Source organism: Neobacillus driksii (assembly GCF_013409995.1).
In the GTDB taxonomy this organism is placed as follows: Bacteria; Bacillota; Bacilli; order Bacillales; family Cytobacillaceae; genus Neobacillus; species Neobacillus driksii.
Window position 1 is genome coordinate 317,210 of the sequence record NZ_JACCBX010000001.1, and the last position, 18,506, is coordinate 335,715.

22 protein-coding genes and 1 pseudogene are annotated in these 18,506 nt (G+C 39.9%); 6 read left to right on the plus strand and 17 right to left on the minus strand.

What is annotated here, in order from left to right; all coding sequences use genetic code 11:
• Positions 1–10 precede the first annotated feature (10 nt).
• Together F4694_RS01370 and F4694_RS01375 are read right to left on the minus strand one after the other, a co-directional pair.
• The gene (locus F4694_RS01370; protein ID WP_179595108.1) at positions 11–934 is read right to left on the minus strand and encodes an iron-hydroxamate ABC transporter substrate-binding protein; all 924 of its coding nucleotides are present in this window, start codon (positions 932–934) and stop codon (positions 11–13) included.
• Positions 885–1,730 (minus strand): ABC transporter ATP-binding protein, encoded by an 846-nt coding sequence (locus F4694_RS01375; protein WP_179595109.1) that lies wholly within the window; start codon positions 1,728–1,730, stop codon positions 885–887. The genes F4694_RS01370 and F4694_RS01375 overlap by 50 nt, the downstream gene beginning before the upstream one ends.
• A gap of 318 nt (positions 1,731–2,048) precedes the next feature.
• Here F4694_RS01375 and F4694_RS01380 point away from each other — a divergent pair, with 318 nt between their 5' ends.
• Positions 2,049–3,101, plus strand: coding sequence for an NAD(P)/FAD-dependent oxidoreductase (locus tag F4694_RS01380; RefSeq protein ID WP_179595110.1), 1,053 nt, complete (start codon positions 2,049–2,051; stop codon positions 3,099–3,101).
• Between the two features lie 28 nt (positions 3,102–3,129).
• On the opposite strand, the gene F4694_RS01385 is transcribed toward F4694_RS01380, so the two are convergent.
• The 6 genes and pseudogenes from F4694_RS01385 to F4694_RS01410 all read right to left on the minus strand — a co-directional run bounded on the left by F4694_RS01385 (position 3,130) and on the right by F4694_RS01410 (position 6,840).
• A complete protein-coding gene (locus F4694_RS01385; protein ID WP_179595111.1) occupies positions 3,130–4,110 on the minus strand; it encodes a glycerophosphodiester phosphodiesterase family protein in 981 nt (326 codons plus the stop codon).
• A gap of 84 nt (positions 4,111–4,194) precedes the next feature.
• On the minus strand, positions 4,195–4,419 hold the full coding sequence (locus F4694_RS01390) for a hypothetical protein (RefSeq protein ID WP_218895479.1): 225 nt from the start codon (positions 4,417–4,419) through the stop codon (positions 4,195–4,197).
• Positions 4,420–4,596: 177 nt separating this feature from the next.
• The gene (locus tag F4694_RS01395; protein WP_257029102.1) at positions 4,597–5,274 is read right to left on the minus strand and encodes a putative bifunctional diguanylate cyclase/phosphodiesterase; all 678 of its coding nucleotides are present in this window, start codon (positions 5,272–5,274) and stop codon (positions 4,597–4,599) included.
• A 23-nt stretch (positions 5,275–5,297) separates the two neighbouring features.
• Positions 5,298–5,753, minus strand: a pseudogene (locus F4694_RS31945) (diguanylate cyclase domain-containing protein); the annotation flags it as partial.
• Positions 5,754–5,773: 20 nt separating this feature from the next.
• Entirely contained in the window at positions 5,774–6,718 is a 945-nt protein-coding gene (locus F4694_RS01405) for a DUF4084 domain-containing protein (RefSeq protein ID WP_179595454.1), read from the minus strand.
• On the minus strand, positions 6,619–6,840 hold the full coding sequence (locus F4694_RS01410) for a hypothetical protein (protein ID WP_179595115.1): 222 nt from the start codon (positions 6,838–6,840) through the stop codon (positions 6,619–6,621). The genes F4694_RS01405 and F4694_RS01410 overlap by 100 nt, the downstream gene beginning before the upstream one ends.
• A gap of 173 nt (positions 6,841–7,013) precedes the next feature.
• On the opposite strand from F4694_RS01410, the gene F4694_RS01415 reads away from it, so the two are divergent.
• Entirely contained in the window at positions 7,014–7,976 is a 963-nt protein-coding gene (locus tag F4694_RS01415) for a 2-hydroxyacid dehydrogenase (RefSeq protein WP_179595116.1), read from the plus strand.
• A 51-nt stretch (positions 7,977–8,027) separates the two neighbouring features.
• Here F4694_RS01415 and F4694_RS01420 read toward each other — a convergent pair whose 3' ends face one another.
• Positions 8,028–8,324, minus strand: a complete 297-nt coding sequence (locus F4694_RS01420; RefSeq protein ID WP_179595455.1) for a c-type cytochrome — start codon at positions 8,322–8,324, stop codon at positions 8,028–8,030.
• Positions 8,325–8,503: 179 nt separating this feature from the next.
• Here F4694_RS01420 and msrA point away from each other — a divergent pair, with 179 nt between their 5' ends.
• Positions 8,504–9,484 (plus strand): peptide-methionine (S)-S-oxide reductase MsrA, encoded by a 981-nt coding sequence (gene msrA, locus F4694_RS01425; RefSeq protein WP_257029073.1) that lies wholly within the window; start codon positions 8,504–8,506, stop codon positions 9,482–9,484.
• A gap of 10 nt (positions 9,485–9,494) precedes the next feature.
• Here msrA and F4694_RS01430 read toward each other — a convergent pair whose 3' ends face one another.
• From F4694_RS01430 to F4694_RS01465, 8 genes are all read right to left on the minus strand, one after another.
• Positions 9,495–10,157 (minus strand): MOSC domain-containing protein, encoded by a 663-nt coding sequence (locus F4694_RS01430; RefSeq protein ID WP_179595118.1) that lies wholly within the window; start codon positions 10,155–10,157, stop codon positions 9,495–9,497.
• A 66-nt stretch (positions 10,158–10,223) separates the two neighbouring features.
• Positions 10,224–11,453, minus strand: coding sequence for an ATP-binding protein (locus F4694_RS01435; RefSeq protein ID WP_179595119.1), 1,230 nt, complete (start codon positions 11,451–11,453; stop codon positions 10,224–10,226).
• Positions 11,454–11,610: 157 nt separating this feature from the next.
• Positions 11,611–12,375: an SPOR domain-containing protein gene (locus tag F4694_RS32880; protein WP_179595120.1), complete on the minus strand. Its 765-nt coding sequence runs from the start codon at positions 12,373–12,375 to the stop codon at positions 11,611–11,613.
• A 107-nt stretch (positions 12,376–12,482) separates the two neighbouring features.
• Positions 12,483–13,391 carry a DMT family transporter gene (locus tag F4694_RS01445; protein WP_179595121.1) on the minus strand — a complete coding sequence of 303 codons (909 nt, stop codon included), beginning with the start codon at positions 13,389–13,391 and terminating at the stop codon, positions 12,483–12,485.
• A 137-nt stretch (positions 13,392–13,528) separates the two neighbouring features.
• A complete protein-coding gene (locus F4694_RS01450) occupies positions 13,529–14,737 on the minus strand; it encodes an aminotransferase (protein WP_179595456.1) in 1,209 nt (402 codons plus the stop codon).
• On the minus strand, positions 14,737–15,240 hold the full coding sequence (locus F4694_RS01455; protein ID WP_179595122.1) for an Lrp/AsnC family transcriptional regulator: 504 nt from the start codon (positions 15,238–15,240) through the stop codon (positions 14,737–14,739). Before F4694_RS01455 ends, F4694_RS01450 begins: the two co-directional genes overlap by 1 nt.
• Positions 15,241–15,502: 262 nt before the next feature.
• Complete coding sequence (locus tag F4694_RS01460; RefSeq protein ID WP_179595123.1) at positions 15,503–16,030, minus strand: NUDIX hydrolase; 528 nt, start codon at positions 16,028–16,030, stop codon at positions 15,503–15,505.
• 94 nt (positions 16,031–16,124) lie between these two features.
• The gene (locus F4694_RS01465) at positions 16,125–16,547 is read right to left on the minus strand and encodes a VanZ family protein (RefSeq protein WP_179595124.1); all 423 of its coding nucleotides are present in this window, start codon (positions 16,545–16,547) and stop codon (positions 16,125–16,127) included.
• Positions 16,548–16,669: 122 nt separating this feature from the next.
• On the opposite strand from F4694_RS01465, the gene F4694_RS01470 reads away from it, so the two are divergent.
• The 3 genes from F4694_RS01470 (at position 16,670) to F4694_RS01480 (ending at position 18,432) form a co-directional block, all read left to right on the plus strand.
• Positions 16,670–17,056: a VOC family protein gene (locus tag F4694_RS01470; protein WP_179595125.1), complete on the plus strand. Its 387-nt coding sequence runs from the start codon at positions 16,670–16,672 to the stop codon at positions 17,054–17,056.
• 35 nt (positions 17,057–17,091) lie between these two features.
• The gene (locus F4694_RS01475; RefSeq protein WP_179595126.1) at positions 17,092–17,988 is read left to right on the plus strand and encodes a GNAT family N-acetyltransferase; all 897 of its coding nucleotides are present in this window, start codon (positions 17,092–17,094) and stop codon (positions 17,986–17,988) included.
• 150 nt (positions 17,989–18,138) lie between these two features.
• Positions 18,139–18,432: a hypothetical protein gene (locus tag F4694_RS01480; RefSeq protein ID WP_179595127.1), complete on the plus strand. Its 294-nt coding sequence runs from the start codon at positions 18,139–18,141 to the stop codon at positions 18,430–18,432.
• Positions 18,433–18,506 lie beyond the last annotated feature (74 nt).

Genomic DNA, 18,506 nt, shown 5'->3' on the forward strand with positions numbered 1-18,506 from the left:
CTTCTTAATATTAATTACCTAAAAATGATTTCTTAATGAATGCTAGCTGCTTTTCAAGTGTGATTGGGTCACTGAAAGAAGCACCTTGACCATTCATTTCAAAAACGCGATTGTTTTTTACAGCCGGAATGTTTTTGTATGTTTCGGTTTCTTGGAACGAAGTATCAGCGTCAGAGTATTTACTCAAGATCACATAATCTCCCGCATACTCAGGAATTACTTCTGCAGATAAAGTAAAGTAGCCTGATGACTCTGCAACTTCCTTCACTTTTTCAGGCATTTTTAGTTTCATAGCTTGATAAAGGATTTCTGTTCCGCGTGCCCAGTTGCTTCCGAATACATAAAGATCTTTTCCGTAGCTTTCCATAACCGATACGGTTGCGTCTTCACCAATCTTTGCACGGATTTCCTCGCCGGCACTTTCAGCTTCTTTCTTAAAGTTGTCCACCCATTCTTTCGCTTCTTTTTCTTTATTTAATAGTTTTCCAATTTCGATGTGCTGTGTTAAATAATCAACTTTTCCCCAAGTATAGGTAACAGTAGGGGCAATTTCACTTAATTTATCTACGTTTTTAATATTGGATAATCCAATAATTAAGTCTGGTTCTAATTCGATAATCTTTTCGAGGTCTTCATCGGATACTTCTGCAACATCTTTCATTTCTTTTTCGAATGTCGGGTTATTCTTAGACCATGTGTCTACGCCGACAACATTCACGCCAAGAGAGAGTACATTACCCGTGAAGCCGGATAGTAGAATAACGCGCTGTGGATCTGCCGGTACTTCAATCGGTCCATTTTCTGATTGGTAGGTAATCGTTTCTGATTTCTTTTCAGCAGGTGCTGCGTTTTCCTTTTCTGTTGAAGTATCTGTACCGCAGGCACTAATAATTAACGCTGCGAGCAGGATAAAGGGCAGTAGTAGTTTTTTCATGTTTGGTTTCTCCTTTTAGTAAATTGTACGTTACGCACATTGGTTTTTTTGTTCGTGGGTCGTGGCCGATAACAGCGTCAATATTAAATACCTTTTTGAGTACTTTATGACTGATGACTTCTTCACAATTCCCTGCTTTTACGATTTCACCGTCTTTCAAGGCAATAATATGATCCGCAAAGCGGGCAGCTTGGTTTAAATCATGAAGGACCATGACAATCGTCCGCTGTTGCTCGTGATTTAATTTTTGCAGAAGCTCTAAAACTTCTAATTGATGGGCCATATCCAGGTAGGTAGTTGGTTCATCTAGAAAAATAATTTCCGTTTCTTGTGCCAATGCCATCGCAATCCATACGCGCTGACGCTGCCCGCCGGATAGGGCGTCGACAGGCCGGAATTTATAATCAATGGTTCCTGTTACTTCTAAGGCCCAGTCAATCACTTCATAATCTTTTTTTGTAAGGCGGCCAAAGCCTTTTTGATAAGGGAAGCGGCCATAGGATACAAGCTCCCCCACGGTTAGTCCACTTGCACTTTCTGGTGTTTGAGGAAGAATGGCCATTTGCTTCGCAAGAATCTTCGTGTTTACTTTTGAGATATCTTTTCCGTCCAACAGGATGGATCCAGATTGGTGGGAGATGATCCGTGTAATTGCTTTCAATAAAGTCGATTTTCCACAGCCATTTGGTCCGATAATGGTTGTAATCTTCCTATCTGGAATTTCGATGCTTAGACTTTTGACAATTAAACGTTCACCATAGCCAATGCTTAGGTTATCAGTAGAGAGGCGAACCATTGTAATCCTCCTTTTGTGTTAGTTACTATTTAATAGTTGATAATGATTATCAGTTTCGTATGACCTTACTATAAAGGTGAGTGATAATGATTGTCAATTACAATTTTGTGAACAGTTTTTAAGCTTTTCATAGTGTTTATTGATAAGAGTCTCATTTCCTTATTAAATAAAGGTTTGTTGTATATTCTATACTTGTCAAAAAATCGACAAATTTTATTGCCGCAGAATTTTCAAAAAATATCTATTGTAAATCGAGGGGAAATCCATTAATCTTATTGATAATGATAATCAATTACAGTTGGTTAGGAGTGGACGGATATGGAACAACAAGAATTGTTTGATGTAACGGTTATTGGCGGTGGACCTGCGGGGCTTTATTCCACCTTTTATAGTGGACTACGAGAAATGAAAACAAAGGTCATTGAATACCAACCAGAATTAGGTGGAAAGATTCACGTCTATCCAGAAAAAATGATCTGGGATGTTGGAGGTTTAACACCAATTACCGGAGCAAAGTTAATGGAACAACTTGTTGAACAGGCGTTAACCTTTAGTCCAACCGTTGTTTTGAATGAAAAAGTAGAGTCGATTGCGCGTAACCAAGAAGGAATCTTTGTTTTAACAGGATCTTCTGGACAAAAGCATTTTTCAAAAACAGTGATTGTGGCCATAGGCAGCGGCATTTTAAATCCGCAAAAGCTGGAGATTGAAGGTGCCGAGAGATTTGAAGTGTCTAATTTACATTACACGGTTAAATCCTTTAAACAGTTCAAAGACAAAACGGTCATCATTTCCGGTGGTGGAAATTCTGCCGTAGACTGGGCAAATGAGTTAGAATCAATTGCGAAAAAGGTCTATTTAACCTATCGAAAAGAGGAATTGGGTGGGCATGGACAAGAAGCACAGGCAACAAAGCTGCTTGAAAGCTCTGTAGATTGTTTCTTTCAATCTTCGATCACCAAATTAATTGCTAATGATGACCGCGATGAAATCTCTACCGTGGAATTAACGAACCACGAAACAGGTGAGGTATCCTATTTGTCAGTAGATGAAGTGGTGATTAGTCATGGGTATGAACAGGACGCAACACTATTGGAAAATAGTGAGATAGATATTGCTAGAGTAGATAATTATTATATCGCTGGAAACGCAACAAGCGAATCCTCTATTGAGGGTCTTTATGCTGCAGGGGATATTCTCATGTACGAGGGGAAAATCAATCTCATCGCGGGTGCATTTCAGGATGCAGCCAATGCAGTAAACAAAGCGAAGCAGTTTATTCAGCCTGACGCCGCAAAAGTTGCGATGGTTTCTTCCCATAATGAGGCTTTTAAAGAGCGTAATAAGGAATTAATCAAGCAAATGATATAAGAAAAAAGGTGGACTTTTGCGTCCACCTTTATTTTATTTGCGGGGCAATTTTATCAATCCGATTCGTCCAGATTCCGCCGCTATAATTAGCAGGAAGTCTTTTTAAATCTGCAGGAGTATCAAAGCCCTCCGACCAGCCGCCATCACCGGCAACCACAATCACCCGCGTATCGACACTGTCCATCCGGTTTAAGAACTTTTCGGACCAACCCCATAACCACGGAGCAATCTTCTCTGGTATATGCAATTGTGTTTTTTCACACGCTGAAGGAATATATCCTGTCCAGCCGACTGCCATATAAGGAAGAAGACAGCTTTTCAACGTGGCTTTTGACATGACGCGAAGATTAGGGATTTCTTCTTTTATCGTGGCTAGGGGCTGGTCCCCGCCATAAACAGTTATTTGACTTAAGCGTTTTTCAGGCAGTTTTGTGAGCACATTTGCAAGTTGGATTCCTTCTTCAGGATTATCACTTTTGATATGAATTAAAAATGCACCCTCTGGAAAATGGTCTAACACTTCATCGAGGGATGGCATAAGGCCCACGCCTTTCCCACGAAATGGATAGGTTTTTCCGTTATCCGCTGTATAACCATAGCCGATATCAAGTTGCTTTAATTCAGCCATTGTAAATTCCTTTGTAGTTCCTTCTGCATTTGTTCTGCATTCCAGCGTCCAGTCATGAAAAACAGCAAATTGCCCGTCTTTTGTAGGTTTCACGTCCAATTCAACTACATCAGCTCCATTTTCAAACGCAGCTTCCATGGAAGGGATTGTGTTTTCTATGTATGAATGTTCAGGTTTGAAAATGCGTTCCGCCGTACATGTATCGCCTTGGATTCCTTCCATGCTAAAGGTTTGTCCCAATCCGCGGTGTGCGAGAAGCAGAGGGTCACCCTTACGATCCTTGGCAAAAATAGAACTATTGTTTAGAAAAATAAATAAAGACAACAAAAGTAGAAAAATGAGCAACCTTTTTAGTTTTTTCTTCAGCTTCGTATCCTCCATTAGTTGATATACATCATTAATATATATCAGTGAAATTTACAAATCCATAAAAAAAGCTGATTGGAGTAACCAACCAGCTCTGAGCTAAATTCTCTTTTTTATATCATCCCTAATCGATTCAATCATTGTATCGGATAAATTAGCCGGTAGGGAGGTGCCATCTTTATATACCCAAGCATTAATGATTTCTAGGTCTGCCTTTTTAAACGTAATGCTGTAATTGGTTTGATCATGTATAAACTCTGCTGTTACATATTCCTCACTATCAAAATCATCATCAATAATCATGTTGGTTATCTCATATGACATCACAATACAGTCTCCTTTTACATACGATAAGAATAGTGTTTGTTTAAAAGAAGGGTCTATACCTTTTTATCCGAATCATGAGATTTTTTCAGCCAAATTATTTTCAATCAAAGCACTTACTTGCATTACTGTTAATGGTTTACTATACAGGTCACCCTGAACCACATCACAATGGTGTTATTTAAGAAAACGCAGCTGTTCGTTACTCTCAATTCCTTCCGCAATCACGGATAACCCGAGGCTGTGGCCAAGGTAGATAATCGTTTCTACTAATGCTTTGTCTTTTTGGCTTCTCATGATGTCCTGGTTAAACGGCTTAGGTATTTTTAAGGTGTTTATTGGAAAGCTTTTAAGATACATTAAAGAAGAGTATCCTGTACCAAAGTCATCAATGGATATTCGCACGCCTAACTCTCGTATAGCCTGCATTTTTTTTATGGCTGCCTCTGCATTCGTAAAAGCAACGCCTTCGGTGATTTCTAACTCTAAATAATTTGGATTAAAGCCAGATGTCTTTAAAGCGTTAATGACCGTTCCAACCAAATTATCGTGAAGGAATTGTACGGGGGAGAGGTTTACTGCTATTTTTAAATCGCTTTGACCATTATCATGCCAAGTTTTCCCCTGTATACAGGCCGTTTTTATGACCCATTCCCCAATGGGAATGATCAGCCCCGATTCTTCAGCAACAGGTATAAATTGATTCGGAGATAACATACCGGTTTCCGTTGTATTCCACCGAAGTAATGCCTCTACTCCGACAATTTCCCCGGTGTGTAAACTCACCTGCGGTTGATAATTTAGAACAAATTCATCATTTTTTAGCGCCTTCCTCAAACCATTTTCAAGTGCCATTTTTCTTGAAATTGCTTTATTCATATCCATTGAATAAAATTTGTAAGTATCTCGGCCTTCTTCTTTGGCGCGATACATGGCCATGTCTGCATTTTTCATTAGCTCTTCAGTACTTTTTCCATCACTTGGGTAAAAAGCAATCCCAATACTCATGGAGACATGTAATTCTTGACCTTGAATGGTGATTGGCTTTGCCACAATCAATCGATTCGTTCCACTAATGGAATGACATCCTCCTCCGAACGGATTCGATTTAGTAAGAAGGTAAATTCATCCCCGCCTTGTCGAGAAATCGTATCCATCCTGCGGACGCTCTTTGCCATTTCTTTTGTAACATGCTTTAACAGCAGGTCACCAAACTCATGCCCCAGTGTATCATTAATATTTTTAAAACGGTCCAAATCAATAAAGATAACCGCGAGTTTATAATGATTCCTTTTGGCTTCATCCATTGCTGTCTTCAGCCTTTCCAAAAACATCCTTCTATTTGGCAGCCCGCTTATACATCATGGTAGGCCATGTATTTCATTTTCCGTGCTGCAGAAAGGAGCTGCCGGTTTTTTGAGCTTAGCTCTTCGGTCCTCTCTCCAATTTTCAGCTCTAATTCCTCTGTAAGTTCGTGATATTTTGCCAACAATGTTTGATTTACTAAGGAAGCAAAAATGTGCCGTACGATTAGCAAGAGAATAGCCGCCTCTGACCCTATAATTAAACTGATTGAATCATGATGTTGGGAAATCATAATTATAAATAAAAGGATTACACTTATGTAAGGCAGTAATAATCTTAGAGTGATAGATTCTTTTAAAGAATGGATCTTATTTTTCGTTACTGGAGATGTATCGCCATTTGCTATTGTCAATGTTCCTGCAATACCCAGTAATAAAGGTGAAAGGGACCATAATGGATAAAATAAACCTTCTGAAAAAGGGATATTCATCATCGTAAAAAAAAGATAGGAACAATCAGCGACCACTTGAATCAATAAGCTAGAAAGTATTAAAACTCGAAAAGGGGATAGTTTTTCGGATACTAAATAGAAAATCATTGCCCCGAAAAAAAGGATCAAATCTCCAATGGGATATCCTATAAAAATATGTTGAGTTTGGAGATCACGAATGATGAAATGCCAGCTAAATGCAATCGCTGCAGCCATTACAATACAGGTATCAAAAGTAAATTTTAAAAGATTATGGTGTTCATCTATTCTAATTTTGCAAATAAACGCTATAAGAAAGCATCCGATTTGAAGAATATAAAAGGAATCATTCCATTCAAGATAAAGAAATTCCTTTTGTGAAAAATAACGACTTGTCATTAAAGTCATAAAGTTGAAAAAACATCCTAGTGAGAGGAAGAGCCATAGATATTTTTCATTCGTTTTCTGTTTACGGTAAATGAAATATAAAATAATAGATGGGTAAGGGGGGCAGCTAGTAAAAATAGATTCTCCCCAGTTGTATTGACTGCTTCATTCTTTTGCCAGAAAAGAAGTAAGATATAATAACCAAGAGTATGAAAAAGTGTATAGTAAATATATAGTTTTTTTCTAACCAACCAATCCATCCATGACACACCCATGAAAAATTAGATACATTTCGTTTCACTTGAATAAAAGCAAGACTATCTTACCATTTAGCGGTGTGGGAGGTTGTCGAAATGTGTAAGTGGGTGTGGAAATTTATCCTAAAATATGAATTTTTTACCATCATTTTTATTTTTGGAGAGTGAATACCAAGTTGAAACCAAAAATCTACATATCCCGGAAGTTGCCGGAACCGATTGTTTCAAGGTTAGCAGAGGTTTGTGAAGTGAAAATGTGGGATAAGGAAGAGGAGCCGGTTCCCAGAGAAATCCTTGAGAAAGAGATTCAGGATGTTGATGGTCTTTACTGTTTATTAACAGAGACTATCGATAGACCCCTTTTAGAATTGGGAACAAGGTTGAAAATTGTTAGTAATATGGCGGTTGGCTACAACAATATCGACGTGGCTGCTGCAAATGAAAAAGGGATTATGGTAACCAATACACCTGGAGTATTAACGGAGACAACAGCGGATTTAACCTTTGCGTTGTTAATGGCCGCGTCTAGGAGATTGGTAGAAGCCTCCGATTACTTGCGTGAGGGAAATTGGAAAACATGGTCGCCGATGCAATTAACAGGGCAGGATATATATGGCGCTACCTTGGGGATCTTCGGATTAGGCAGGATTGGAGAGGCGCTCGCTAGGAGAGCGAGCGGATTTGATATGAAAGTTTACTATCATAACCGCTCCCGAAAGCGTGAAGTCGAGGAACAGCTTGGTATTGAGTATGTGGACAAAGGAAAATTACTGCGGGAATCGGACTTTGTTTGCGTATTAATGCCTTTTACGCCGGAGACGAAGAATTACATTGGTGCTGAAGAGTTATCACTTATGAAACCTACTGCTGTCTTGGTTAATACGGCCCGCGGCGGGATCGTGAATGAAGAGGCTCTTTATCAAGCCTTGATAAAAGGGGTTATTTGGGGTGCAGGGATTGATGTATTTGAAGAAGAGCCGCTGAGGACAGACCACCCTCTTCTCATCCTTCCAAATGTTGTGGCCCTGCCGCACATTGGCAGTGCTAGTGTGAACACAAGACTTAAAATGGCGTCACTCGCTGCTGAAAATTTACTCCAGGGTTTACAGGGTGAAACACCGAAAAATTTGGTGAAGTAAGTCCGAAAGCATGAAATAAGCCTGAAAAAAAGGCTAGGAATCCCTAACCTTTTATTTTTCTAAGAGCCATTTTGTGACGGTTTTAGTTTCTTCTTCTGAAAGTAGTCCGCCAGGCATCATGCCGGCACCATCGTTCAGCAATTTCTGCAAGTCTTCCTCTGAATACTTTGATTTCATATTGGTCACGGGCGGACCTGCTAATCCTTCTAAGTTTTCTCCATGGCAGGATAAGCAGCTGAATTTATATAAACCTTCTCCGTCTGTAGGTCTCTTTGCAGTAGCGGTATTGAATGAACACCCGGCTAATACGAATAATGCGAGGGCAAAAACAATCCATAGTTGCTTCATAAATGTAACCTCCTAGTGTAGTGATTCGTTACCAAAAGGGTACTTTATAAAACTAAATTTTTTCTAAACGAAAGATTAAAATTTTCTTAAATGGTTAAGAAATAATACTTGGTGGATAGGCTGGATTAGTTTAGTTGCGGGTGGCAGGAATTAGTTGCGGATGGCAGAAATACTGGCGGATGTCAGAAAATATAAAAGGAGTTGATCCAATGACGGAAATCGCAACGTTTGCAGGCGGTTGTTTTTGGTGCATGGTATCGCCGTTTGACGAGCAGCCTGGGATTATAGAAGTGACTTCGGGTTATACAGGCGGACATAAGGAAAACCCGACATATGAGGAAGTTTGCTCGGATACGACGGGACATTATGAAGCGGTTCAAATTGCTTTTGACCCGGACATTTTTCCCTATAAGAAATTGCTTGAGATATTCTGGCAGCAAATCGACCCAACCGATGAGGGCGGGCAATTTAATGATCGCGGTTTATCGTACCGGACGGCGATTTTTTATCACACAGAAGAACAAAGGGAGATGGCGGAGAACGCAAAGGCAGAGCTCACTGCAAGCGGTCGTTTTCAAAAGCCGATTGTAACAAAGATCCTGCCTGCTGGCCCCTTTTACCGAGCAGAGGAGAAACATCAGGACTATTATAAGAAAATGCCTTTTCATTATAACCACTATCGAGAGGGTTCAGGGCGTGCTAAGTTCATACGTGAAAACTGGAAAAAGTGGAAAAGTGATGAGGATCTGAAAAAAGAACTAACACCGATTCAATTTGATGTCACTAGAAAAAATGCCACAGAGCCACCATTCAAAAATGAATATTGGAATAACACAGAAGAAGGAATTTATGTAGATATCATTTCAGGTGAGCCGCTTTTTAGTTCACTTGACCAATATGATGCCGGCTGCGGCTGGCCGAGTTTTACCAAGCCATTAAGGCGTTATGAGTTAGAGGAGAGGTTTGATACTTCTCATGGGATGAGGCGGATTGAGGTTCGAAGCAAAACCTCTGATTCCCATCTTGGGCATGTGTTTGATGATGGTCCTGGTCCTGATCGCGCCAGGTATTGCATTAATTCGGCTGCACTCCGATTTGTACCTAAAAATAAACTTCAAGAAGAAGGCTATAACCAGTTTTTAAAACTGTTCACCAAATAAACTCCCAGGCTTAGCCCGGGAGTTTTTCAATCTTCTCTTTTAAATCAAGGAGATACGTTCGCCACTGATGTGCCAATTCTTCAATCCCGACTATTTTTTCAATCAATTCAACCGATGGTGATAGATTATGGAAATAGAGATGATGAATAGAGGAGACTGTGATTTGCTCCGGATGTGAAACCAGCTTTTTTATCTGAGCGTCTGCTGTTATTTTTCCTTCTTTCAGCACTCGAAAAAAATATCCGGTATATCCGGTTTCTACAATTCTTTTTAATAAAAGGTTATTATTATTCCGTTTATTAATGGTTGAGCAAGGATACCGACCTTGGGACACCTGCAGGACAGCCTCGCCAATCTGAAAAACATCTCCAATACATACCTGGTCTTCCTTCATGCCAATAAGAGTTAAATTTTCCCCAAATGCAGAGGGTGTTAGTGGTTTACCAAAAACACTTTGCCAATGCTCATAATGTTCGAAGGGATATACGCAGACGACACGGTCTGCTCCGCCATGATACTCAGGATTTGCCACCTGGTCGCCACTTATCTGATCGAAGCCTGCAAAAAGTTCTTCACATTGTTCTTTCCAGATTCCAGATATATACGTTTCATCCTTATGTAAATTCGTTTTGGGCAATCCCTTGCTTAAATAAACAATCTCTCTATTGTCCAATTTCTCTTCGCCTCCTTGGCATTTATTTTACTACATAATAAAGAAACCCTTATAACTGAAGGTTTCTTAAGTAAGGCTAAAAACTCGCTGGGTGATGGTTGGCAGAATAATTTCGATTGTCGTTCCTTCATTTACTACACTCTCAATCATTAATTGACCGCTATGGCTTTCAATGATTTTATAACATGTCATAAGTCCGAGGCCAGTTCCCTTTTCCTTTGTCGTATAAAAGGGTTCACCGAGGGTCGGAATTCGATCCTTTGGAATCCCAATTCCCTGATCGATAATTTGGATAGAAATTTTTCCTTCTTCCTTTGTCTTAACCTTTACATCTATATTTCCGCCGTTAGGCATGGCTTCTATTGCGTTTTTTAGCAGGTTTAAAATGACCTGTTTTAATTGGTTTTCCTCGCAGCTTATCTTGGGTAAATCACATTCAAATTCTACAAAGATTTGGACATTGTTTAAGATGGATTGCGTATTAATTAGGGTCACAACATCTTTAATTAATTCCTTTACATCTTTTTCGGCAAAAACAGCAGCGGTTGGTTTTGCAAGTACAAGAAATTCTCCGACGATGTTATTGATTCGGTCAAGTTCTGATAACACAATATCATAGTACTCTTCCTGATGTGTCTCGCTTTTGAATAATTGAATGAAGCCTCTAATGGAGGTAAGTGGATTTCGGATTTCATGGGCTATACCTGCAGCCATTTGACCAAGAAGCGCCAACTTTTCTGATTTTTGCAGGAGTTGTTCGGTTTGTTCTTTTCTTTTTGTGACATCATTTCCGATTGACAATATAGCTTCTTTTCCGCCATATGTAATGAACATGGAAGAGCCTTCAAAGTCAAATACCGAACCATCTAACTTTTTAAATTTGTATTCAATATTGTTTAATGGAAGGACTTCTTTTTTTACTTGATTCAGGCGTTCTATTAGTCGTTCCTTATATTCTGGAAAAACATAATTATAAATAGAAGTTCCAATTACTTCTTCCTTCTGCTTTGCACCAATCATCGTTAGGGCTTCCTTATTTACATAGATGACCTTATTATCTTGGTGTATTATGACTGACTTTGGCAATGAATCTATTAATTGTCTATAGCTTTCTTCACTATCACGCGCTTTTTTACCGAAGAAACGTGCCCGGTCATATTGCCATCCAACCAGCCAAGCAATCCCTGTAAAAATAAGAAAGTCTACTGTGAAAAAACGTTCATGCTCCACAAGGGTTTGGAAGCTGGAAAATAGCACCGATATTAAAACTAGCGTGATTTGCCCTTTTCTATTCATACAGTTTCCTCTAATTATCTGAATTTGCTCTTATCATATCACGAATTTGTAAAAAATTAATAGATAATTAGTATAAAAGGCTCATTAATCATGTCGGGGAAGTGAAAAACAAAAGCCTGGCCTTTTGCCTGGCTTTAGTTAACCTTTTCGATATTTTTTAAGCTTCAGCCATTCTTCGATAGATACTCAAGATTGACTGACCGTAGGTGGTACCTGGTACAGCCCATTTTCCGTTCAAAGCGGTCCATGTTGTTGCCGAACCTCTATTTACAAGATGAAAGCGGGGGTCAACTAACGGGTATTTGTCGGGTAATGCTGCTGTGGTAGCATAAGCATATAAGTGCTGGAGATGTGCAAGTACACCTTCCTCGGGTGTGTTGAAACCTGCTCCCCTTGCTCCGCCGCCCGTGGCACCAATTCCTGCAAAGTTGTTTTGACTACTCCTAACATCCCCTGTAAACCGAAAATAGCCAGTTTCCTGCAGGGCTTGTGCAAACGCAACATCCCCTCTAATCCCATAATACTCTCCGAATGTTTTGTAATATTCTCCTAACAAGGGTGCATGAGGGTTTATCGTCCTTACATATGCATTCATTTGTTCAGCAGATAGCTGGGTAGTACCTAAAATTGAGGATGGATTGAGATCAATACTACGGGGACTTGAAACTGTGCTAGAAGTCGTGCTTGAACCAACGTTGTCTGTTAGGATGAAAGCATTTATTCCTGTCTTTGCCTTGATTTCATTTACTCGTTTATCTGCGTTTTCCCAGGTAGAAAAGGCACCTGCTTGTACGCGGAACCAAGTTTCACCAGAAATGACGGTGGATACAATAAAGGATTGGATTCCTTTTGAACGCAGGAAGGCTACTCGTTCCTGTGCATTTTCCCTAGATTTGAAAGGGCCGGCAAATACCTTGTACATTTCATCTCCTCCATAATTTCGTTTTTTCTTATTTTATGAGAAGAAGACAAGGGTGTCGATGGACAACAGCCTGTAACATTAGAAAAACCCCCTAATGGAGGTTTATTTCAAGTCCCGGTCTTTACGGTTCCTTTAATAGGAATCCTTTTTTGCTGCTGCGTTAAAAAGAAGAATACACCAAGAAGCACGAGCATTCCACCGGCAATTTGCCAGCTGGCAAGGTGTTCATTTAATAAAATCACTGCCAATATCGTCGCACCAACAGGTTCACCTAAAATACTCATTGATATGGTTGTAGCATTAACATAGTTTAACAGCCAGTTATTGATGATGTGACTGATTGTCGGAACGGTTGCAAGTAAGAGGAATATTCCCCATTCCTTGGCCGGATAGCCATTAAATGCAACACTTGTACTAAGGTTATAGATTGATAGAACGATAGCGGCAATGAAAAACACACTAAAACTATAAATCCAATGTGAAACTTTTTTCACGATACTTTGACCAATCATTAAGTAAACAACTACGGCAATTACACTTAAGAAGGAAAGGATATCGCCAAGGATGGCGTCCTGACTCAAGGCAAAGTCACCCCAGCCAATCATCATCGCACCTATTATCGCAATTCCCATTGTCATCAACGCAGATGTTGTTGTTCGTTCTTTAAATAGAAAATAACCACCTACTAATGAGATTATAGGCTGCAAGGCAAGAATAATGGTTGAGCTAGCGACGGTGGTTAATTTTAATGAACCGAACCAAAGGACAAAATGCAGGGCTAAAAACAGACCGGATAAAAATAAAAAGACCCAATCATTTCTTGTGATTTTTTTAAATTCTTCGCGGTTTTTCCAGACGATCGGAAGCATTAATAGACTTGCAAGCAGCATGCGATACATGCTTAAAACGGAAGCAGGTGCGTCCGACCATTTTACAAAAATGGCTGAGAACGATATCGCTATAATTGAAATCGTAAGTGGTATGAATATAGATCTGGAATTATCTTGTTGGTTCATTTCTTTCCTCTTTTCTTGATAGATAACTGTTTGAAATATATAAATCTTACCATAAATTTGGCAGTGGTGTTACTAACAAAACTCTCCAAATAGAAAAAACGTCAAGCCCCTTGGGGTTTGACGTTTTTTTAAAGCTTTTAATTGTTTGTAGAAAGCTCTTGGACACGGTTCTCTTTCGATTCCAAGGAGTCCATGAACCTCTTGATTCGCTGCATTGCCTCTTGAAGTTGTTCCATAGAGGTCGCATAGGAGCAGCGAATATACCCTTCGCCACTTTCGCCAAAAGCACTGCCAGGAACAACGGCTACTTTTTCTGCAAGCAGAAGTTCTTCCGCAAATTGTTCTGAGCTCAAACCGGTTTTTTTAATGGAAGGGAAGACATAGAAGGCTCCGCCTGGAGTATGACAGTCCAGCCCTATATTGTTTAACGATTGAACAATATAATTACGTCTTCTACGATAACTTCTTCTCATGCTTTCCACTTCGTGATAGGTATTTCGTAGAGCCTCGATGGCGCCGTGCTGCAGCATATGCGGTGCGCACATCGTTGTGTATTGTAAAATTTTTACCATTTGTTCGGTAAATGGCTGAGGAGCTGCTAAGAACCCTAGTCGCCAGCCTGTCATCGCAAATCCTTTGGAGAAGCCGTTGATTAGGATGGTTCGATCATACATACCCTCAATCGATGCAAAGCTTGTATATTCATCATCATAGGTCAATTCTGCATAGATTTCATCAGAAATAACAAGTAAGTCTTGTTTCTCTACCACTCGTGAAATTTCTGTAAGTTCCTCTTTGTTTAAATAGGTACCTGTCGGGTTATTTGGTGAACAAAGCAGAATTGCTTTTGTTTTGGTTGTAATCGCATTTTCGATTTGTTCAGCTGTAAGCTTGAAGCCATTGCTCGGGTGTGTTGAGACCGGAATTGGCTTCCCGCCCGCCAACGTAACTAATGGCGCATAAGAAACGAAAGCAGGTTCAATAATCAGTACTTCATCACCAGGATTTAGAATGGCACGGAAGGTCAGGTCAATGGCCTGGCTGGCACCGGCCGTTACAATTACTTGGTCGACAGGATTATACTGGACCCCAAACCGCTTGTTTAAATAACCTGAAATTTCTTGTCGTAATTCTAACAAGCCCGGATTAGCAGTGTAGGAAGTATAGCCCTCTTCTAAAGATAGAATTGCTGCTTCTCGTATGCTCCATGGTGTAATAAAATCTGGCTCCCCAACGCCTAGGGAAATGACTCCCTTAATCGAGGCCGCAAGGTCAAAAAACTTCCTGATTCCAGATGGTTTTAATTCTTTTACCATTCCAGATAAATAGTGTTGGTGTTCCTTCATCATGGTGAAACCACCATCCGACGATCGCGATCATTGTTTTCGCCAAAAATGACACCATCATGTTTGTATTTTTTTAACATGAAATGAGTGGTTGTGGAAATAACATTATCAATTGTCGACAGCTTTTCTGACACAAACCTAGCGATCTCACTCATTGTTTTACCTTCAATGGTAATCGATAAATCATACGCACCGGACATGAGATAAAGAGATGTAACCTCAGGAAAACGGTAAATTCTTTCCGCCACCTCATCGAAACCTACCCCGCGTTTCGGGGTCACTTTTACATCAATCATCGCGACGATATTTTCCTCGCCGGCCACCTTGCTCCAATCAATCAAAGCCGGATAACTAACAATGATTTTCTCATCCTCCAACTTCTTAATAATCGCCGAAACGTCCTCCACACTCGAATTCACCATCAACGCAATATCTTGCACTGGAATCCTATGATTTTCTTCCAGAATCGAAAGAACCTCCAACTCCTCACCAGACAACCTCATCCTAAATCCCCCTCATAACGTTCAAATTTAATATTACTATAATACATCATAGTTAGAATAAATAAAATATTTTCTGGTGGATAGTGCGGTGGATGGTGCCTGTCACCACTCGTGGACACTGTCCACCTGAGGCGGACAGTGACCACGAGTGGCATTCCTTCCGAAATGAAGAATGGTTGGTTTTGGTGCGTGCCATCAATGATGCTTTGATGAAACAAAAAAAGGGTTTTGGCACGTGCTGTGCTGGAAACCCTTTTTCTGTTTAATTATTTATTATGAGGTAACGAAGGATGGCTGCGAGTCCGGCGCCGTGTTTGAATTCCCCGCTACTAATTAGCTGATTTAGCTTGTTCATTTCGATGGTATGTAGGTCTATCTGTTCGGTGGCTTCAAGCTGCTGCTCTTTTTTTATGAGGTCGGTTGCAGCAAAAAGGAAAATCTGCTCACTTGTGGACCCAGGGGAGGGGAAAACACTTCCTAGATTGATCCAGTTTTTAGCCTGACAGCCCGTTTCTTCCTCAAGTTCTCTTTTGGCTGCTGAAAGAGGTTCTTTGTCTTCAGGGTCAATGGCTCCAGCAGGTAATTCCCATTGCCATTCCTTGACTGCATGACGATACTGCCGAATACATATAACCTTCCCGTCCTCCGTTATCGGCAAAATACAAACACCCTGTGAAAAATTCACATAAGAGAAATGCATATCTGTTTGGTTTGGCAGGGTTACATCTTCTTGAACAATCTCAAATCGGTCTACTTGGTCTTTTTGAACTTTTTTAATTTTCCACTCCATAAAACTACACCTCATTTGTCTATTGAATCTATTTATTTTTGCTTAAGTATAACTGAAAATTAAGTGAAAGGTAGTTTTATTCTGTATGAGTGCTTTAATTATTTAAATTGATGCGATCGGAATGTTTTATCCTAAACAGGCTTGCAATGGCTAACGTCAATAAAATACCTAGTAAATCAAATCCAATGTCAAAAGCCCTTCCACCACGACTAAAATATAATTGCATAAACTCAGTTAGAGCCGCAAAGGAAGCAGCCAAAGCGAGGATTATCATATGAGATCTAAATTTCATTAACAACAGGACAGTAAGAACGTGAAAAGCGATTATATGGCCTAACTTTTGCAAAAGGAATCCTTTACTAAGGTCATCGGGGAGTGGTGACAGGAAATCAGAAAAGGTTGGACGACCATCCCAACGGAACCTCACAACACCAAATTCGATAAAATCATGAAAGCTTGACGTACAAGTAAAAATCAAAATGGCCGTACACCAAATAAAAATAAACCAACTTCGCATTACTACGTCCCCCTTTTTCAACCACAGTTTGAACCGTTAAAAGAGGTTTCATACATAAATGAATGTATAAGTGGTACAATTTGCATAAATGGTGACAGGCACCATAATAAGGAGGTTTTTTTATGGCAGTTAAGAAGTTAGAGCATGTTGGTGTGATGGTGAGTGATTTGGAGGTTTCTATTGGTTTTTATCAGGATGTTTTAGGATTGGATTTGCTGGATAGGTTTGATGCGAATGAATCTACTGGGTTAGCGTTTTTAGGTGATGGTGGTAGTGGACAGGTGATTGTTGAACTTATTTGTGGGAAGGACAACACTTTTCCTGATGAAGGGAAGGTTCATCATATTGCGTTTACGGTGGACGACATTGAAGGAGAAATTGAACGTCTTAGAAGTTTGAAGGTACATTTTACAAATGATGAAATTTCTACTTTGGCGAATGGAAGTAAGTATATCTTCTTTAAGGGGCCAGACGGGGAGACTCTGGAGTTATTTCAGCCTAAATCTTAATTGAATGCCATAAAGATTTATAGGAGGGGGAGCAGATGAGGGTTGTATTGTTAGAGAAAGAGAGAGTTTCTGATTTTGTTGCTTATTGTAAAAGGCATAGATCAGAGGTTGATGATTCCTATTTGTATGATTTTGAATTACGGGAGTTTGTCGTGGATGATGAAAATCCTACTTATCTTGCATTAAATGAGCAGGATGAAATAGTCGGAACAGCTTCGCTGGTCATGGATGATTATCATAAACGTGGAAAAAGGGCCCGCTTTCGCATTTTCCATTGTGAAACTCAAGATATGCACTGCTATCAGCAGCTGCTAGAGGCAGTCTTAAAACATACAACTGACCTAGATAAGGTTTTTCTGTTTATCCCAGTAACTAATAAAAAATTAATAGAGATGATCGAGGGCTTGAATTTTTCAGTGGAAAGATATGCTTTCCTGCTAGTAAGAGAGGACCTGGACATACCAGAAGTCGAAATCCCAGACGGTTACGAGCTTAGAACTTTTCGTCCAGGACAGGATGAAGAGCATTGGCTAAAAGTACGAAATGCTGCTTTTTCAACTCTGAAAGGCAGTGAGACACCGCTCACCACTGAGGGGGTAAAAAAGCTGTCAACAGATGATGATTACCTTGAAGGCGGCATGATGATCCTGTTCGATCAGGAAAAACCGGTAGGAGTGATAAGAGGAGCCGATGATGAATATGATGAGGCACCTATTATGAACATTGGACCTGTCGCGATTTTGCCTGATTATCAAGGCCGCGGCTTAGGAAGAAGCCTGCTGAGAGCTTCATTAAGATTTGCCAAGGAAAAAGGCTATAAACGCACCATCCTTAGTGTAAACGGAGAGAATGAGCGTGCCCAGGCTCTATATATTCAGGAGGGCTTTAAACAGGAAGAGGCAGTCGTCTGTTATCAATATTTTATAAAATAACCAATCAGTGAAAATGGCGTTCTCTCTTTTGCAAAAGGGAAAATGCCTTTTTTCTATTAAAACGAGTTTATTCTTGTTAATAATTATTTATTTTAGTAGTTCCACATCCCTTGAAATTCCATATGCTTTAGTTATAAGGGGTGAAATGTAATGAAAAAAGACCAATTTGACGCGGAAACACTTAAGCACATAAGGAGCAGACTGGATACTGTTTATGCCATCGCCAAGAAAAATTACAATGACAACCCTGAATTGATGGACACAATCGAGAGTTTAGCACAAATAGCTATTATGTTTACCAATATCAAACTACAAGAGGTTAACGATCACGAGGAAACTGCTAGCCCTCAGGGGTACATCCTTTCAAAACTGTCACACTCGTACTCAAGAATGACGGAGTATGAAAAACAAAAGATAAAAGACTTTCCAAAATGGAAACTATAAGAAGCTAGTCACAAGTGGAAACACACCAAAGCACCCGAGTGATAACTTGGTGGAAATGCGGAATTATAGTTTAT

Coding starts and splice junctions, on each gene's coding strand:
- F4694_RS01370 (WP_179595108.1), bottom strand. CDS start 934: ATGAAAAAACTACTACTGCCCTTTATCCTGCTCGCAGCGTTAATTATT.
- F4694_RS01375 (WP_179595109.1), bottom strand. CDS start 1,730: ATGGTTCGCCTCTCTACTGATAACCTAAGCATTGGCTATGGTGAACGT.
- F4694_RS01380 (WP_179595110.1), top strand. CDS start 2,049: ATGGAACAACAAGAATTGTTTGATGTAACGGTTATTGGCGGTGGACCT.
- F4694_RS01385 (WP_179595111.1), bottom strand. CDS start 4,110: ATGGAGGATACGAAGCTGAAGAAAAAACTAAAAAGGTTGCTCATTTTT.
- F4694_RS01390 (WP_218895479.1), bottom strand. CDS start 4,419: ATGTCATATGAGATAACCAACATGATTATTGATGATGATTTTGATAGT.
- F4694_RS01395 (WP_257029102.1), bottom strand. CDS start 5,274: ATGGCACTTGAAAATGGTTTGAGGAAGGCGCTAAAAAATGATGAATTT.
- F4694_RS01410 (WP_179595115.1), bottom strand. CDS start 6,840: ATGGATTGGTTGGTTAGAAAAAAACTATATATTTACTATACACTTTTT.
- F4694_RS01420 (WP_179595455.1), bottom strand. CDS start 8,324: ATGAAGCAACTATGGATTGTTTTTGCCCTCGCATTATTCGTATTAGCC.
- msrA (WP_257029073.1), top strand. CDS start 8,504: ATGTCAGAAAATATAAAAGGAGTTGATCCAATGACGGAAATCGCAACG.
- F4694_RS01435 (WP_179595119.1), bottom strand. CDS start 11,453: ATGAATAGAAAAGGGCAAATCACGCTAGTTTTAATATCGGTGCTATTT.
- F4694_RS32880 (WP_179595120.1), bottom strand. CDS start 12,375: ATGTACAAGGTATTTGCCGGCCCTTTCAAATCTAGGGAAAATGCACAG.
- F4694_RS01445 (WP_179595121.1), bottom strand. CDS start 13,391: ATGAACCAACAAGATAATTCCAGATCTATATTCATACCACTTACGATT.
- F4694_RS01450 (WP_179595456.1), bottom strand. CDS start 14,737: ATGAAGGAACACCAACACTATTTATCTGGAATGGTAAAAGAATTAAAA.
- F4694_RS01455 (WP_179595122.1), bottom strand. CDS start 15,240: ATGAGGTTGTCTGGTGAGGAGTTGGAGGTTCTTTCGATTCTGGAAGAA.
- F4694_RS01460 (WP_179595123.1), bottom strand. CDS start 16,030: ATGGAGTGGAAAATTAAAAAAGTTCAAAAAGACCAAGTAGACCGATTT.
- F4694_RS01465 (WP_179595124.1), bottom strand. CDS start 16,547: ATGCGAAGTTGGTTTATTTTTATTTGGTGTACGGCCATTTTGATTTTT.
- F4694_RS01470 (WP_179595125.1), top strand. CDS start 16,670: ATGGCAGTTAAGAAGTTAGAGCATGTTGGTGTGATGGTGAGTGATTTG.
- F4694_RS01475 (WP_179595126.1), top strand. CDS start 17,092: ATGAGGGTTGTATTGTTAGAGAAAGAGAGAGTTTCTGATTTTGTTGCT.
- F4694_RS01480 (WP_179595127.1), top strand. CDS start 18,139: ATGAAAAAAGACCAATTTGACGCGGAAACACTTAAGCACATAAGGAGC.